Here is a 15,562-nt window from a genome sequence, read left to right as displayed (position 1 = left end):
TGTGCGAAACGGCCCGACGGGTCGGTCCCCTCCGTCTAGATCAGATCAAACCAGATCAGATGCCTCTGACGCGCGACAGGAAGTCTTCAACCTCACGGCCCAGTTCATCGGCCTGGCTTGAAAGCTCTGCAGATGCTTTCAGCACCTCATCCGACATTTGCCGTGTATCGCGTGCCATTTCGGTTACCGAGGCAATATTGTCCGAGACTTCCGACGTGCCGGTGGCGGCATGCTGGACATTTCGGGCAATTTCCTGGGTTGCCGATGATTGTTCCTCGGTGGCTGCGGCAATTGCCGAAATTGCCTCGTTGATCGCGTGGATCTTGGTGCCGATCCCGGTGATCGCATCAACACACAAACCAACGGCCGTTTGCATGCCGCCAATCTGGCCCGATATTTCCTCGGTTGCCTTGTGCGTTTGAGTGGCAAGGGTTTTGACCTCGTTGGCAACCACGGCAAAACCTTTGCCGGCATCACCGGCACGGGCGGCCTCAATCGTTGCGTTCAACGCCAGAAGGTTGGTCTGCGATGCGATGTTCTGGATCAGCTCAACAACTTCGCCAATCTTGTCTGCGGCTTCGCGAAGTTCCGCAAACGACTGGTTGGTTTGTTCAACTTCATCCACCGCATCGTTGGCCATACGCGATGATCCGTTGATTTGCTGGTTAACCTCAATGATCGACGCACTGAGTTCCTCGGATGCTGCTGCAACGGTTTGCACATTGCCCGATGCTTCGCCCGATGCCGTGGCAACCACTTGGGTGCGTTGATCGGTGTTTTCCGCAATGGACGATAGTTGTTCGGCATTGCCGTGCATATCACCCGATGCGTGGCGCACCGCTGTCACAATGCGTGCGGAGCCCTGTTCAAAGGCACTGACGGCCTCGGACAGTTGCTTCCCTTTTTCAATCTGCTCTTGCTGGGCTTTTTGTTGTGCTGCACGCAGTTCTTCGGTCTGCAACGCATTTTTACGCAGCTCTTCAAGGGCACTAGCAAGACGACCCAGTTCATCGGGCGCGCCGGTTTCTGTCACCTCGGTTTTGTAGTCTGCTTGCGAAAGACGTTCGACATCAACCATCAGGCTGCCAATCGGGGTTGAGAAACGCCGAAGAACAGATGCAATCGCAAATGCCGAAAGAGCCAGGGCAAGGAGAAGGCAAATGATCACCACAACCAATGCAATCGCGGCGGATACTTTTTTGTCCTCGGCACCCAGAACGGCTTCTTTCATGGCGGTTTGACCGACGGCAACAATCTGATCAAACGGGCCATTACAAAGTGCGGTATAGTCCGCCGCGGCCATTGCCGGTGCCGCACCACCATTCAAACCTGCTTGCAGGTCATTCAGCTTTGCTTGCGTTGATTGCGTTGCTTCTTCCGCCACTTGAACCGCATTTAGCAGCGCCTGGGGAATGCCCGGTCGGGCCATAACGTCATCAATTTCCCGCCACATAAGCTGATAACCACCTTTGCGCTGGTTCCAACTGGCAAAGGCCTCAGCGGTAAGGGGCTCATTGTTTGAGACATATGGACGCAAAAGCGAACATTGGCTGCCGAACCTGTCGCGTACCATCCATGAAGCACGTCGAACCTGGATCATCTCGCCAACAAACGGATCAAGCAGCCGAACATCATTCCCGACTGCAAGCGATACGTCCAAAATGGTGTTAACCACGGCCCGTACCGAATTTGACCATTCCTTGACCTCGGGCACGCTGCGTTGGTCTCTGGGAAGTTTCGTCAGGGCATCAATTTTTGCTTCCTGACTGTTCTGTTCCGCCCATGCCGCCTGAAGATTGGCGATATGTTCTTCAACGCCATCAATCTCGACATTTTCAAGGGCCGCCATCGCGGTGTCGAAACTCTCATCAGCAATGGCGCGCGTTTCGGCAAAGGCCGCTGTCGGGTTGTCTTGCGACACCAGTGCGGTCTGTGTCTTGGAAATCTGTTGCCTTACGCCAAGAACGGCGGAAAAGAGCGACTGATCTGCGCGGGTTGCATTCAAAATTTCAGATGCGTTGTCCGAGCTTTGCCAGCTGATAAACGCGAGAACGCCCGTCACACTGACAAAGCCGATCAGCAAAAGGCTTTGTAGCGATATGATGAGGCGAGATATCGAAGTCCGGAACATATACGTTAAGTCTCCCAAAATGGGTCTATTGCTGTCCAATTGCATAGTATTTTTGGCGATATACAAATTTGTGCCGTCCAACCTGATTTCAAGAAGGAGACTGAAATAACTCAATTTTTTTGGAAATAACGCGCCGGGCAGTCTAAAAATCAGACACAAAGGCATAATCGATCACGCCTTGCAGACGGGCGTTGATCGTGCCGTGAGCCGTACTGTCGGCGAAATTTGGAAACAATGAGGGGGCGAGCCCCGGTGTTTTGTGTTCGGGGTTCGGGGGGCTCGGGCCTTGTTCGAAGGCGCCTCGTTGTGAGGCGTCGTTCCTGGTCTTAACTTCTGGCCCAGTCTTAACTTCAGGCCCAGTCTTTCCTTCTGGCCTGGTCTTTAATTCTGATAGGTGACCGGCACGCTTGGGCTGCGTGCGATGAAGAACGGGTTGCGGAAATCGGCCTTGCCGTAAACGAATCCTGATCCGTCCATATTTTCCACCACACCACCAGCTGCCGCCAGAACCGCGTGACCGGCCCCGATATCCCATTCCATGGTCGGGCCCAGACGCGGATAAAGATCAGCTTCACCGGCTGCGACCAGACAAAGCTTGAGCGAGCTTCCCGCCGGGCGCATTTCCTTGACCGCAAGGTCGCCCAGAAACGCCTTCATCGCTTCGGGATCGCCGTGCGAGCGGGAGCCGACCACGACCACACCATCTTCGGGCATGTCACGCACTGAAATGGCGGTGGTTTTCGGCTCCATGACATTGCCTTCAATCAGCTTTGCACCATCCGGTCCGCCATAATAGAGCTTGTCGATGGCCGGGGCATACACCACGCCCAGAACCGGTTTTCCCTTGGCAATAAGGGCCACATTGACGGTGAACTCGCCATTGCGCTTGATGAATTCCTTGGTGCCGTCCAACGGATCGACCAGCCAGAAGAAATCGGTCTCCCCATTCACATCGGGCACATCGCCCTTGGCGGCACTTTCCTCGGACACGATTTTAACATCCGGGGTCAGCGCACGCAGCCCCGGCAGAATCACGGCCTCTGCCGCGTCATCGGCCTCGGTCACCGGGCTGGCGTCATCCTTGGAACGCACTTCGAAATCGGTCTGATAGATTGCCATCATCGCGGCCCCGGCCTTGCGGGCGATTTCAAGGAGTCCGTTTTCAAGGGCATTGGCATCAGCGGGCAGGGCAACGGTCATGGCTCTCTCGTCTCTCGGGAAAAGTTATCTGTCCCTCGGGAATAGGGAATTTTGACCGTAAGGTCCAGTGCCGCTTTTCAGCTTTGCTTGCCAAACCGCTCGGCCATGACGTCCTTGAGCGCGGCCATCAGATCATCGCTCAGCTGATCAAGGCTGACGACAATCGCGGGCTTGCCCGGGGTGGGGCAGATGCCCGCCATGATCTCCTCGGCCCGCCATTTCACCATCAGGCTTTCGGTCAATTCAACAAGGGTGATGGCGGTGGGTACATGATCGCTTTGAATGCTGGCCGCAAAGCTTTTCGCTTCATCACGCAATGCAAAGATCGGGCAGAATTTCTCGCCAGCGTCGTTTGTCTGCAGCAGCCAGCCATTATGATAAAGCGCCCAAACCCCTTCCCATTCCGCCACCTCGGCGATGAAGTCGGCGTAGCGCGTATCATCTTGTGTCTTGCTTGCCATGGCGTTTAATCCTGCTGATCCCAAAAGCCGCTCGGGGAAGCATCCCGTGAGGATATCCCGCGCGTAATAAACCGCTCTGCGCGCATATTGGGTGACCAGTGATCCATCGCAAGCCCCGCCTTGCGCTTAAGGTGGGCGAGGAAATCTTTCGGATCGGGCAGCTGATCCCAAACTTGCGGCAGGAACAAGCCCCGCCGATTGCCATCCGCCAGAATGATCCCGTCCTCAAACGGCGTCAGCTTGGCAACAAAATCCGCCTCATCGGCAAAGGTAAATGGATGCGGTGGTGACAGCACCGATATCGAAAGCTCCAGATCATCATTGATCTCTTCGCGTGATAATCCGGCAAAGCGCGGATCACGGAATGCTGCCTTGAACGCATTCTCGCAAAGATCAGTCGCAAGCGGCGCATGCGCCATGATCGACCCGATGCATCCGCGCAGCTGCCCGGCCTTCTTGAGTGTCACAAAACACGCCCCCGGTGCGGACAACGCCGGACCAAATTCATTGGGTGAAACCGAAAGCGGCGCCCCGGTCTCAAGCCCATGCAGGATCGATTGCCGACAAAGGCCCAGCATCTCGGCCCCGTGCGTCTTGATCAGATGTTCGGTCGCCTTGGTAAAATCATCCTCGCCGTCCTCGTCGTCATCCTGCATCCCCGATGCCTTTCCGTCATAAAGCGCCCAGGCACCATAGCCGACAACACGCGATTTATCGCCGGTCACATCGCCGGAATTGCGCATGCCAAGCGTCTTGATCGTCATGCCGCGATTGCGCGCCGCAATCAGTATTCCGGCGACCGGCAACGCGCCACAGGCATCGCTGGTGTCGATGTTTTCGGCATCAAAATTCTCGATCATCGTCCGTGTGCGATTATCCATCTGTTGCGCGGTGTCATAATCATGGAAATGCGACAGATCCGATGAAATCACGATCAGGGTTTCCGGCCCGCCCCAAAGCTTCTCGATCACTTCATGCACTTGCCGCGGGCTGCACCGGCTGACCAGAAGCGGCACAATGCCGATATCAGCACCCTCGCCAAACAGGCGCTGGATAAACGGCAATTCGATCTCAAGCCCGTGCTCAAGCGTGTGCGCCTCATCAAGCATCTGCACATGCGGCAACGCCAACGCCTTTTGCAGTGCTGGCAGGTCACAGCGCATCGTGCCAAGTGGCGTCGCAAACCCATCGGCACGCGCCAAAGCAATCCCCTGAAACGCCATGCGGTGTGCCGGCCCAATGATCACAATGCGTTTGATGGTGTCCTTGAGTGCCCTCACCGTGGCAAAGCCAAGCGCCGCCAGACTGCCCGAAAACATCAGACCCGCATGCGGCACAATGATCGCCTTGGGCGGTGTGGCTTCTTGCTGCGCAGCGTCCGACTGCAAAGCTGCACCCATCAGCCCGTCAATCTCGCTACGCAGCAGATCGGCATCGGCCGGATAAAACGTCCCGGCAACAGCAGGCGGGCGGATGATGGTCATGATTGAACTCGGTTTGTGACTATTAATCGTTACGTTCTAGGTACGTTTCGACAATATAAAGGAGATTGGCAGTGGCATGATGGATCGCAAGGCGCACAGCTTTATCGGAGACCGCTTTATCTGGTCCACCATGTCCGCTTTCCCGATTCCGTATTTCGCCAAGCCCCTTTAGCTGGTTGGTGATCGGAGCAAGTTTATCAGATGAAATAGCAGGAAATAGACCGTTCTCTGACGCTTTTTGAACCAAGGGCATATAGGTGTCTCTGGCGCTATACTGTATACCCAAGTCATCGAAGATTGTTTTGAGGGTCGCCTCGACGGCTTTTACGGTATTGTCTATTGCGTTCTGAAGGCTCTCACTCGAACCAGTTTTGTAATCTATGAATGCTTGGCGAAGATAGCCATATGCGTCTGTAAAAAGGTCTTGATTCAACAGGCTGATGGTTGGAATTACAGCATCATTTGTTAGTTCTTCATCATCGACAGGAACAAGATTCATAGAGCTAAACTTGAAGCCAACGCCAGCGAGTCTAAGGCGATAATTTACGCGATATATCGCGTCATCTTTTCCCTGATAGTCACTGCAGTCACAAAGCATTAGTTCTAGAACAGTCAATGCGTATTCTACGTCTTTTAATGTCTCGCCGCCCTCGAGCCCATTATGAAGAAATTGATTTAGTTCTCGCGCGTAGCTGTAGTTCTCCATGTATCCTCTGGGATTACCGGCAGAGTTTAACCGATAAACGCCTAAAGCATGTCGTACTTGTTCGACGATATTTCCGTAGCTGATTTCTCTGTTTTCCAAAATCTGCCAACATTGCGCGCGTGCTTCCTGAGGAAAATGATCTTTCTCAAAAGTTTTCGGCCATTCTCCTCGTTGGGATTTCATTCTCTCAAAGAACAGCATCAAAGCACTTCCCTTGGTTGTTTTCGTGTTACGCGTACAAGCCATAGCATGATAGCTTAACAGTTGAGAGGATAGACAAGCTTTTCTATGGTTTAGTGTTGCAAAGCAATTCCGATACCGTCCCGGCCCGCTACTGGCACCATCTTGAGGATGGCCGCATTCAGTGCGACGTCTGCCCGCGCTTTTGCAAGCTGAAGGACGGGCAGCGGGGCTTGTGTTTTGTCCGCGCGCGCCAGGGCGATCAGATGGTGCTGACGACGTGGGGGCGATCCTCGGGCTTTTGCATTGACCCGATCGAGAAGAAGCCGCTCAATCACTTTCTGCCCGGAACCCCGATCCTGTCCTTTGGCACGGCGGGCTGTAACCTGACCTGCAAGTTCTGCCAGAATTACGAAATCTCCAAAGCGCGCGAGATGGATAAGCTTTCCTCGCTCGCGACACCTGAAATGATCGCCAAGACCGCCAAGGCTTATGGCTGCTCTGCGGTGGCGTTCACCTATAATGATCCGGTGATCTTTCTCGAATATGCCGTCGATGTCGCCATTGCCTGCCGTGAAATGGGTTTACGGACCGTGGCGGTGACGGCGGGCTATATTGGTGATGAGGCGCGCGTGGAATTCTTCCGCCATATGGATGCCGCCAATGTCGATCTGAAGGGTTTTACGGATCGCTTTTATCATCAGCTATGCTCGGCCCATCTGGATGATGTGCTGGAAACGCTTAAATATCTCCGTCATGAAACCGGCGTCTGGGTGGAGCTGACCAATCTTGTGATCCCGGGCGAGAATGATGGCGACGCCGAGTTCCATGAAATGACGTCATGGGTCCATGATGAACTCGGCCCCGATGTGCCAATGCATTTTTCGGCCTTCCACCCCGACTGGAAAATGATGGATACCCCGCGCACCCCGCCCGAAACACTGGTGCGTGCGCGCAGGATCGCCATGCAAAACGGCATCCGCTATGCCTATGTCGGCAACGTCCATGACAAATCCCACAGCAGCACCTTCTGCCATGCCTGCGGCGAGATCCTGATCGGGCGCGACTGGTATCAGTTGTCTGACTGGAACCTTGATGCCCATGGGGCGTGCAAAAGCTGCGGCACCCATTGTGCCGGTGTGTTTCAGGCGCAGCCGGGCCAGTGGGGCCCGAAACGCCTGCCGGTGCGGCTAAAACCCACATCCTGACGAACCCCGTCATTCCGGGCGGAGCGAGAAGCGCAGACCCGGAATCCATCGCGCGGTGGTGCCTTGTAGATCCCCGCTTTCGCGGGGATGACACTGGTTAAGGTTCGGTTGGAGCAGCGACCTGACGATTTCGCTGGCACTCTCGCGTCATATCGCTACATTGCCGCCCAGTTTGATGCGGTTGATAAGAAAGCACACACAGTGGCCGGGATGAAAATTCGCAAAGCACGATTGGGCGATGTCGGGGCAATCTTTGCCATCCGAAGCCGCGTGCGCGAAAACCATCTCTCGGCGTCTGAACTCGCCGAACGCGGCATCACCAAGGCGGCCTTTGGCAAATGGCTTACCCAGGGTTATGGCATCTGGCTTGCCGATCTGGATGGCTCGGCTGCCGGGTTCGCGATTGCGATCCCGAGCGAGGCCACCCTTTGGGCGCTATTTGTCGATCCGGAATTTGAAGGGCGCGGGGTCGGTGCGGCTTTGCTGCGCACCGCCGAAGACTGGCTGTTTGCCAAGGGATGTAATGACATCTCGCTCACCACCGGGGCCAATCCCGATAACCGCGCGCATGGCTTTTATGAAAGCCACGGCTGGCATAGCACAGGCGATGTCGAAAACGACGAGGTGGAATATATCAAATCCAACCCGTCGCTTTCGCTGTTTGATTTCGGCTGATGAACCGTGGCTCAGGCCGCCTGCGTGCTGCTGTCTTGTTTGACGATCCGTTTCAGGATCTTGCGCACCAGCGGTGCGACAACCAGCACACCCGGGAACGCAATCGCCCAGGACGACACATAAGCCCCCATCCACAATTCAAAAAACTTCGACCAGTCCGAAATCGCGATCGATGTCGCGATGCCTGAAATCAGAAAGGACTGGATGCCCGAAAGCAAAAAGGCAAAGGCAACGGGCTCCAGACGGCGGGGAATAAAAGGCTGCATGGGGTCTTCTTCCGATAATGCGAACAATATACCATAAAATTATGATGTAATGTTTTTGTTCGCAAGTCTCTGCGCAATGTCAATTTTCAAGTCGGTTTAATTTCTGGGTAGGCTGCTTTGAGTGACTTCGTTAGCTAGTATTTGGACATGATCTCTCGCATCTTATCCTGAATGGCAGATTGCAAGGGTGGTGTCATTTTAAGAAAACAGTCTATCTCTGACGGCGATAAATATGCATCTGGCTGAGATGTAATTACTGTTTGAACATCTTCATGCTTCCAAGGTTGTAGTCGCCATAGCCCTGGATCTGAGTGTGCGCTGATTTTATTTCTTTTTTCACAAATATCGTTGTGAAGACGCATCTCTGCATCATTGTATGGAATTAGTTTCTTAGGGAAATTGTGACCGCCTCTGCCGGGTGAAAATGGACGCGCGTAACTCACTATCAATGAAGTGACATAATTACATTGATGGAAGTAGGCATTTCCTCTTTTCCAAGGTTTATGGAAGTATCCTTTTTTACGTATGTAAGCAGCGCATTGGCGGGAAAATGCAATATCTTCTCGGGAAATGTGGAGCTTAGTATATTGACGCATGTCATGTTCGCTGAGCTGTATCAACATTTGGAATCCTTGGAGAAACTGGCCATTCCTGCGAGAAGCGGTATGGTTAAACGTACGCTAAAGTAGAATGAGCATCGATGTTTTTGAGTGTTCATAAAATTTAAGAGTGCTTGCGCGTTTCATTTCATTGAAATCCGACACCTTTTTCAACGATAAGCCTTTTCAAGCGCGTTATTCACGCTAGATTAGGAGCAGCATTTTGATGCGCGGTTGCTTGATAAGGACCGCGCGCCCCGAAACATGACAGGAGTCCTGTTCACCATGAAGATCACGTTTTCCGATCTCGCCATTCCGAAAAGCGGTGCGGTTATCGCCTTTGCGACCGAAGGTGCCGATCTGATGCCCAGTGCCGTTGCACTTGATGAGGCAACCGGTGGTGCGATCACCAAGGCGATCAAGGCGTCGACCTTCAAGGGCAAATCGGGCCAGAGCCTGCAGGTGCTGGCACCGGCCAATGTCGATCTGTCGCGCGTGATCATTTTCGGGATCGGCAAGGAAGCCGAATTTGACGTGATTGCCGCCCAGAAACTGGGCGGGTCTGTCACCACGCGTGCCATCTCGACCGGCGAGAAGGAGCTTTCCGTTCTCTTTGACATGGAAGGTCTGGCGTCTGATTTCGCAACCGGTGCGATGCTGCGCGATTATCGTTTCGACAAATACCGCACCACCGAAACCAAGGAAGACAAGCCGGTCCTCAAGGCGCTGAAGATTTCAGCCCACGATCACAAGGACGCCAAGAAGCAGTTTGATTCTGCCAAAAAGGTTGTCGAAGGCGTGTTCTTCACCCGCGATCTGGTGTCCGAGCCGGCCAACGTTCTCCATCCCGAAAGCTTCACCAAGGAAGTCAAGGCGCTCGAAAAGCTCGGGGTCGAGATTGAAGTCCTTGACGAAAAGGAAATGAAAAAGCTTGGCATGGGTGCGCTTCTGGGCGTTGCCATGGGATCGGCCCAGAAACCGGCCATGGTTGTCATGCGCTGGAACGGCGGCAAGAAAAAGGACGCTCCGGTCGCCTTTGTCGGCAAGGGTGTGACCTTTGATACCGGTGGTATCTCGCTCAAACCGGCTGCTGGCATGGAAGACATGAAGTTCGATATGGGCGGGGCCGGTGTGGTTTCCGGCCTGATGAAGGCGCTGGCGGGTCGTAAGGCGAAATGCAACGTGATCGGCGTGGTTGGTCTGGTGGAAAACATGCCGTCATCGACCGCACAGCGTCCGGGCGATGTTGTGACCTCCATGTCCGGTCAGACGATCGAAGTCATCAATACCGACGCCGAAGGCCGTCTGGTTCTGTGTGATGCGCTGACCTATGTGCAGGAAAAACACGATCCGCGTTTGATCGTCGATCTCGCAACCCTGACCGGGGCGGTCATCATTGCACTTGGCCATGAAAATGCCGGTCTGTTCGCCAACAATGATGATCTGGCGACCCAGATCAGCACGGCCGGTCTTTCGGTTGATGAAACCGTCTGGCGTCTGCCGCTGGGATCTGGTTATGACAAGCAGCTCAAATCCGACATTGCCGACATGAAAAATGTCGGCGGTCGTGCGGCGGGCTCGATCACGGCTGCCCAGTTCCTCAAGCGCTTTATCACCAAGGACCGCCCGTGGGCGCATCTTGATATCGCCGCCATGGCCTGGTCAACGTCCGACAAGGAAGTCACGCCCAAGGGCGCGACCGGCTTTGGCGTGCGTCTGCTTGATCGCTTTGTCGCTGATAACTACGAAAACTAAGCCCGCGCGCACTGCGCTGGAATGGATTTTGTGGGGCAGGGTGTTGATCACCTTGCCCCATTTTCATGTTCGGGATAAAACCGCCTTATGGCTGATATCTGGTTTTACCATCTCACCAGCATGCCGCTGGAACGGGCCTTGCCCACATTGCTCTCCAAAACATTGGAGCGCGAAAAGCGTGCCGTGGTGATGACCGGCAATGACCAACGCATTGAAGCCATCAATACCCTGCTTTGGACCTATGACCCGGCAAGCTGGTTGCCCCATGGTTCGAAATCCGATGGCGATGCGGAAATGCAGCCGGTCTGGCTGACCGATGAGGATGAAAATCCCAACGGTGCCCAATTCCTGTTTCTGACCGACCGCGCCATGAGCGAGAAGGTCGGCGAGTATGAACGCGTCATCATGCTGTTTGATGACCGCGACCATGATGCCGTGGCCGAGGCCCGCACCCGCTGGAAAGACTGGAAAGACGCCGGCCACAAACTGTCCTACTGGCAGCAAACCCCGCAAGGATCGTGGGAGAAAAAGGCCGAAAGCTGAGTGCCGGGCAAAGCGCTCAGGCTTCGAAGGAGTATTTTCATGGTAGACAGACATCCCTTGGTGAACCTGATGGCGTGGTCACAGCGTCCGGAGTGGCAGGACCATTATGGTGAAATGGTTGAAGAACACCTGGGCGACACATGTGACCGGTTTGATCTTGATTTCGACGATATTTTTGATCTGTTTTCTGAGGATTTCGGTGCCGTACTGAACGGCTATATTTTCGAGGATTTTGTCACAAAAATCTTTCCCGGAAATCTCAACCTTGCCGATGAATATCTCAAACGCCGGGGATGGAAAGAAAAGCCAGCCATACGCAACTATATCCGCGCGCTGAAAGAATCTCGAATCCGCCTGTACGAAATTTCCGGGATAAAAAAGGACGAAGGCTTTTTTGCCCGCGATATCATGGAAGCAGATGAACCGGTCTGGGTGAGTGAGAAATCCGGAACCCATTTTCTCAGGCAGTGGGACCGGGTAGCCGGGCGGCTTTTGAATGTTAATGGCAAGGTGCAGTTTACCGGCGGTCTTCTGCCTCTGGATGCGGATATGGTTGCTGAGGTTCTTGAGGTAGTGGATCTGATGGCAGAAATCAGCCCTGCCGATATGATGAAACTCACGACCGAAATGACCAGCGAAGCAGATGATCCGGATTTGTCCGCCGCCTTGGCTGAGCTCGACAAGGGTGATCTGGCATTGCCCGATATTGATGAAACAGAGAGCTTGGCAAGCTTGTGCAGCAGTGTCTATGTCCGTCACTGTGTATCACGCATTCTTGACCCCGATATGCCGGTGCTGGTGAATACCGACGGTGATCCGATTGAATGGCACGAAGTGCGGTTTCCGCTGTCAAAGGGGATCACACAGGCAAAGCTGCGGCCCATTCTTAATAATATCCCCGAGCTCAAGATAGAAACGGCCAAGTTCTGGAATTGGCTGGAAACGGATAAACCGGCAACGCAGGCGGAAGTCAGCGATCAAAATGTCAGGATATTGTCCACAACAATGGATACAGGTGGAACTGTTCTTGGAAATGTGGAACTGGAAGGCCGGAATTTGTTTCTTACGACCAATTCGTTTGAGCGCGCAGAGCGTGGTGCAAACATGATTGCGGCTTTCCTCGAAGGCAAGGTCGGGAGACCGGTGGTCCGGATTGTCGAAGCCGATGAGGGCGAACATGGCGCAGATGCGGATCGTTTGCCATCGCGCGATGATCCACAACTCTACGCAACCCAGATTGAAATGGCTGATCAGTATTATCGTCAACTAATCGACCAGCCGGTTCCGGCACTGGATCAGAAGACCCCGCGTGAATTGTCGAAATCACGCCAGCCCGAGGATACTGCAGAACTGGTGCAGTGGATTAAACTGCTCGAAAACCATCTGGAATCAAGCCCGGAAGGCAGTCCCCTGCGAGAGGTCGATGTTTCCTGGATGTGGGATGAACTTGGCGTGTCGCCCTATTGATAGTTTGTGCGGTCGGTGATCCTAAAACGGGCTGGGGGGCGTAGCTCTCAATTGAACATAAACACTTAAACAACTGTAATATATCGGGTTGTAATACGCGCCATGCGTAAAATGCATGGTCATTGTCATTGAACAATGACGTCTAGTCAGATACACAGGACTCATTGATCGCGCCGATTTGCTCCTCAGCTTGCGGGCGCGCTAAAAATGCGGCTAAAGCGAGAGGGCGTATATGCTCCGTATGTACGACCGCCTCGGTTAAGCCGCGGCGGTTTTTTTGTATCTACGGAAAGGTTGAGACCCATGATCCGGCTCTCGAACGTCCATAAAACTTATGCGGCCCGGCGTGGCAGCGACGAACATATCGCATTGCGCGGCATCAATCTTGATATTGCAGCAGGCGAAATCGTTGGCGTCATTGGCCGTTCCGGTGCAGGCAAATCCACGCTCATCCGCTGCATCAACCTGCTTGAATACCCGACATCCGGGACGGTCACGGTCGATGGCACCAATGTCACGACCCTGTCCAAACGTGATTTGCCGCTGTTCCGCCGTCAGCTTGGCATGGTGTTCCAGCACTTCAACCTTCTGTCTTCGCGCACGGTCTATGACAATATCGCACTTCCGCTTGAACTGGCCGGTGCCAGCAAGGCCGATATTGCCAAGGCGGTTGATCCGCTATTGCCGCTTGTCGGGCTTGAAGAAAAGCGTGATCGCTATCCGGCTGAACTTTCCGGGGGCCAGAAACAGCGTGTCGGTATTGCACGCGCGCTGTCATCAAACCCCAAGGTTTTGCTCTGTGACGAGGTCACCTCGGCCCTTGATCCGGAAACCACCCGTCAGATACTGACCCTGCTTAAAGACATCAACAAACGCCTCGGCCTGACCATGGTCGTGATCACCCATGAAATGGCGGTGGTCAAAGCGCTCTGTGACCGTGTGGCGGTGATGGATGGCGGCGTGATCGTCGAAGAAGGCGGGGTTGATGGCATCTTTGCTGATCCCAAGCACGCGACCACCCAGTCACTTCTGGCCGATGAATTCATGGATTTCCGCGCCGGATCGGATGCAAACAATAAGACCACCAACACGACCACCGGTGCTGCAGCCGGGCAGGAGGGCTAAGTCATGTTTTCAACCCTTGCACCCATTCTGCTGCAGGCGACCTGGGAAACCGTTTACATGGTTGCGGTTTCGCTCAGCATCGCCACGGTGTTTGGCTTGCCGCTCGGTGTCTTGCTGGCAACATCCGGCCGTGGAGAGCTGTTTGAAGCGCTGTGGTTCCAGCGCCTGTTTGGCCCGCTGGTCAATGCGACGCGCTCCGTGCCTTTCATCATTCTTGCGGTCGCGATCATTCCGTTTACCCGCTTTGTCGTGGGGACCTCCATCGGGACTTCGGCGGCGATTGTACCGCTGACGGTTGCTGCCATCCCGTTCATTGCCCGCATCATCGAAGGGGCGATCCGCGAAGTGGATGGCGGCCTGATCGAAGCGGCCCAGGCCATGGGGGCGCGCCCGGTGCAGGTCGTGACCAAGGTTCTTCTGCCCGAAGCACTGCCCGGTATCATTCACGGTCTGACCCTGACCGCGGTGACCCTGATTGGCTATTCCGCGATGGTGGGTGCGGTTGGTGCCGGTGGCCTTGGTGATCTTGGTATTCGCTATGGCTATCAGCGGTTCCGCCCGGATGTGATGGCCGCCGTTGTCATCACCCTGATCGTTGTCGTGCAGGCCGTGCAAAGCTTTGGCGACTATCTGGCGCGCAAGGCCGACAAGCGGAATATCTGAGCCTTTCATCGAACAAATTCCGAATGTGAGGATTGCTCACATTCGTCAAATTCCCGCACAAACCCAAAAGAAAACAAGGAGTTTTACAATGCGGTTTTTCTTTAAACTGACGGCGGCTGCGGTTCTCGCATCGGCGCTTACCGGTCCGGCACTGGCCAATGACGCGATCAAGATCGGCGTCACCCCGGGTGCGCATGAAGAAGTCATGGAAGAAGTCGTCAAGGTGGCTGCCACCAAGGGCTTGGACATCGAACTGGTCAGCTTCTCGGACTATGTTATCCCGAACCAGGCGCTTGATGATGGCGATCTGGATGCCAACAGCTTCCAGCATGTGCCGTATTTGGATAACCAGATCAAGGACCGTGGTTATGAGCTGTCGGTGGTTGGGTACAACATCCTGACCCCGATGGGCATTTATTCCAACAAAATCAAAAGCCTTGATGAGCTGCCCGAAGGTGCCGAAGTCGGCATTCCGAACGATCCGACCAATGGCGGCCGTGCGCTTCTGGTGTTGCAGTCCCATGGTCTGATCAAGGTTGATCCGGCGGTTGGTCTTGTCGTCAGCCCGCTTGACGTCATCGAAAATCCCAAGGATATCAGCTTTGTAGAGCTCGATGCGGCCCAGCTGCCGCGTTCGCTTGATGATCTGGATGCGTCGGCGATTAACACCAACTACGCGCTCGAAGCCGGTCTGAACCCGATCAAGGATTCCATTGCAATCGAAGGCAATGACAGCCCGTATGCTAACGTGATCGTCACCCAGACATCGCGCAAGGACGAGCCGTGGGTCAAGACGCTGGTTGAATCCTATCATGATGATGCGGTCCGCAAATTCATCGAAACCAAGTATGAAGGCTCGGTCCTGCCGGTATTCAAACTTCCTGAATAATCTGACCGATTATTCAAAATAATTGAAAAGTCCCGTGGGGTTTGCGCCCTGCGGGATTTTTTTATGGCGATGTGCCAAAACCGCGTAAATCAAATTGTATGAGGAATAGGTTGTCCGGCGTGCACGTCCGGATTTGATCATGGGATTTTCGGTGGTGTGATTTAGGCGGGGAGGCGTGCCGGGTTTTGGGGCGCAGGTGCCGTGGATGGT

The 15,562-nt window shown here is 54.3% G+C and carries 14 protein-coding genes, 1 pseudogene and 1 riboswitch; of the genes and pseudogenes, 8 read left to right on the top strand and 7 right to left on the bottom strand.

Annotated elements, in window-relative coordinates; all coding sequences use genetic code 11:
* Positions 1–55 precede the first annotated feature (55 nt).
* The 5 genes from ACXAF0_RS13895 to ACXAF0_RS13875 form a co-directional block, all read right to left on the bottom strand.
* Positions 56–2,131, bottom strand: a complete 2,076-nt coding sequence (locus ACXAF0_RS13895; RefSeq protein WP_475346473.1) for a methyl-accepting chemotaxis protein — start codon at positions 2,129–2,131, stop codon at positions 56–58.
* Between the two features lie 381 nt (positions 2,132–2,512).
* On the bottom strand, positions 2,513–3,331 hold the full coding sequence (gene cysQ / locus ACXAF0_RS13890) for a 3'(2'),5'-bisphosphate nucleotidase CysQ (RefSeq protein ID WP_475346472.1): 819 nt from the start codon (positions 3,329–3,331) through the stop codon (positions 2,513–2,515).
* Positions 3,332–3,408: 77 nt separating this feature from the next.
* On the bottom strand, positions 3,409–3,792 hold the full coding sequence (locus tag ACXAF0_RS13885) for a DUF2750 domain-containing protein (RefSeq protein ID WP_475346471.1): 384 nt from the start codon (positions 3,790–3,792) through the stop codon (positions 3,409–3,411).
* A gap of 5 nt (positions 3,793–3,797) precedes the next feature.
* Complete coding sequence (amrB, locus tag ACXAF0_RS13880; RefSeq protein ID WP_475346470.1) at positions 3,798–5,276, bottom strand: AmmeMemoRadiSam system protein B; 1,479 nt, start codon at positions 5,274–5,276, stop codon at positions 3,798–3,800.
* A gap of 22 nt (positions 5,277–5,298) precedes the next feature.
* Positions 5,299–6,183 carry a DUF7014 domain-containing protein gene (locus ACXAF0_RS13875; RefSeq protein WP_475346469.1) on the bottom strand — a complete coding sequence of 295 codons (885 nt, stop codon included), beginning with the start codon at positions 6,181–6,183 and terminating at the stop codon, positions 5,299–5,301.
* 98 nt (positions 6,184–6,281) lie between these two features.
* On the opposite strand from ACXAF0_RS13875, the gene amrS reads away from it, so the two are divergent.
* Entirely contained in the window at positions 6,282–7,370 is a 1,089-nt protein-coding gene (gene amrS, locus ACXAF0_RS13870) for an AmmeMemoRadiSam system radical SAM enzyme (protein ID WP_475346468.1), read from the top strand.
* Positions 7,371–7,580: 210 nt separating this feature from the next.
* Positions 7,581–8,045 carry an N-acetyltransferase family protein gene (locus tag ACXAF0_RS13865; protein ID WP_475346467.1) on the top strand — a complete coding sequence of 155 codons (465 nt, stop codon included), beginning with the start codon at positions 7,581–7,583 and terminating at the stop codon, positions 8,043–8,045.
* Positions 8,046–8,056: 11 nt separating this feature from the next.
* Here the strand turns inward: ACXAF0_RS13865 and ACXAF0_RS13860 are convergent, their stop codons facing one another.
* The gene (locus ACXAF0_RS13860; RefSeq protein ID WP_475346466.1) at positions 8,057–8,311 is read right to left on the bottom strand and encodes a DUF2798 domain-containing protein; all 255 of its coding nucleotides are present in this window, start codon (positions 8,309–8,311) and stop codon (positions 8,057–8,059) included.
* Positions 8,312–8,445: 134 nt separating this feature from the next.
* Positions 8,446–8,934 (bottom strand): hypothetical protein, encoded by a 489-nt coding sequence (locus tag ACXAF0_RS13855; RefSeq protein WP_475346465.1) that lies wholly within the window; start codon positions 8,932–8,934, stop codon positions 8,446–8,448.
* Positions 8,935–9,195: 261 nt separating this feature from the next.
* On the opposite strand from ACXAF0_RS13855, the gene ACXAF0_RS13850 reads away from it, so the two are divergent.
* From ACXAF0_RS13850 to ACXAF0_RS13825, 6 genes and pseudogenes are all read left to right on the top strand, one after another.
* Complete coding sequence (locus ACXAF0_RS13850; RefSeq protein WP_475346464.1) at positions 9,196–10,665, top strand: leucyl aminopeptidase; 1,470 nt, start codon at positions 9,196–9,198, stop codon at positions 10,663–10,665.
* Positions 10,666–10,752: 87 nt separating this feature from the next.
* Positions 10,753–11,208 (top strand): DNA polymerase III subunit chi, encoded by a 456-nt coding sequence (locus ACXAF0_RS13845; RefSeq protein ID WP_475346463.1) that lies wholly within the window; start codon positions 10,753–10,755, stop codon positions 11,206–11,208.
* Positions 11,209–12,675: a hypothetical protein gene (locus tag ACXAF0_RS13840; RefSeq protein WP_475346462.1), complete on the top strand. Its 1,467-nt coding sequence runs from the start codon at positions 11,209–11,211 to the stop codon at positions 12,673–12,675.
* Positions 12,676–12,835: 160 nt separating this feature from the next.
* Positions 12,836–12,913: riboswitch (SAM riboswitch) on the top strand.
* Positions 12,914–12,978: 65 nt separating this feature from the next.
* Positions 12,979–13,707: pseudogene (locus ACXAF0_RS13835) on the top strand (methionine ABC transporter ATP-binding protein); the annotation flags it as partial.
* A gap of 96 nt (positions 13,708–13,803) precedes the next feature.
* On the top strand, positions 13,804–14,463 hold the full coding sequence (locus ACXAF0_RS13830; RefSeq protein ID WP_475346461.1) for a methionine ABC transporter permease: 660 nt from the start codon (positions 13,804–13,806) through the stop codon (positions 14,461–14,463).
* A gap of 88 nt (positions 14,464–14,551) precedes the next feature.
* Positions 14,552–15,352 (top strand): MetQ/NlpA family ABC transporter substrate-binding protein, encoded by an 801-nt coding sequence (locus ACXAF0_RS13825; protein ID WP_475346460.1) that lies wholly within the window; start codon positions 14,552–14,554, stop codon positions 15,350–15,352.
* Positions 15,353–15,562 lie beyond the last annotated feature (210 nt).

The organism is Thalassospira sp. ABD4_177, assembly GCF_056160125.1.
Note: the sequence above shows the minus strand (reverse complement) of the source record. Positions and strands in the feature narration are given on the sequence as shown.

Bases quoted from the DNA above. Each gene is read 5' to 3' on its own strand.
- ACXAF0_RS13895 (WP_475346473.1), bottom strand. From the start codon at position 2,131: ATGTTCCGGACTTCGATATCTCGCCTCATCATATCGCTACAAAGCCTT.
- cysQ (WP_475346472.1), bottom strand. From the start codon at position 3,331: ATGACCGTTGCCCTGCCCGCTGATGCCAATGCCCTTGAAAACGGACTC.
- ACXAF0_RS13885 (WP_475346471.1), bottom strand. From the start codon at position 3,792: ATGGCAAGCAAGACACAAGATGATACGCGCTACGCCGACTTCATCGCC.
- amrB (WP_475346470.1), bottom strand. From the start codon at position 5,276: ATGACCATCATCCGCCCGCCTGCTGTTGCCGGGACGTTTTATCCGGCC.
- ACXAF0_RS13875 (WP_475346469.1), bottom strand. From the start codon at position 6,183: ATGCTGTTCTTTGAGAGAATGAAATCCCAACGAGGAGAATGGCCGAAA.
- ACXAF0_RS13865 (WP_475346467.1), top strand. From the start codon at position 7,581: ATGAAAATTCGCAAAGCACGATTGGGCGATGTCGGGGCAATCTTTGCC.
- ACXAF0_RS13860 (WP_475346466.1), bottom strand. From the start codon at position 8,311: ATGCAGCCTTTTATTCCCCGCCGTCTGGAGCCCGTTGCCTTTGCCTTT.
- ACXAF0_RS13855 (WP_475346465.1), bottom strand. From the start codon at position 8,934: ATGTTGATACAGCTCAGCGAACATGACATGCGTCAATATACTAAGCTC.
- ACXAF0_RS13850 (WP_475346464.1), top strand. From the start codon at position 9,196: ATGAAGATCACGTTTTCCGATCTCGCCATTCCGAAAAGCGGTGCGGTT.
- ACXAF0_RS13845 (WP_475346463.1), top strand. From the start codon at position 10,753: ATGGCTGATATCTGGTTTTACCATCTCACCAGCATGCCGCTGGAACGG.
- ACXAF0_RS13830 (WP_475346461.1), top strand. From the start codon at position 13,804: ATGTTTTCAACCCTTGCACCCATTCTGCTGCAGGCGACCTGGGAAACC.
- ACXAF0_RS13825 (WP_475346460.1), top strand. From the start codon at position 14,552: ATGCGGTTTTTCTTTAAACTGACGGCGGCTGCGGTTCTCGCATCGGCG.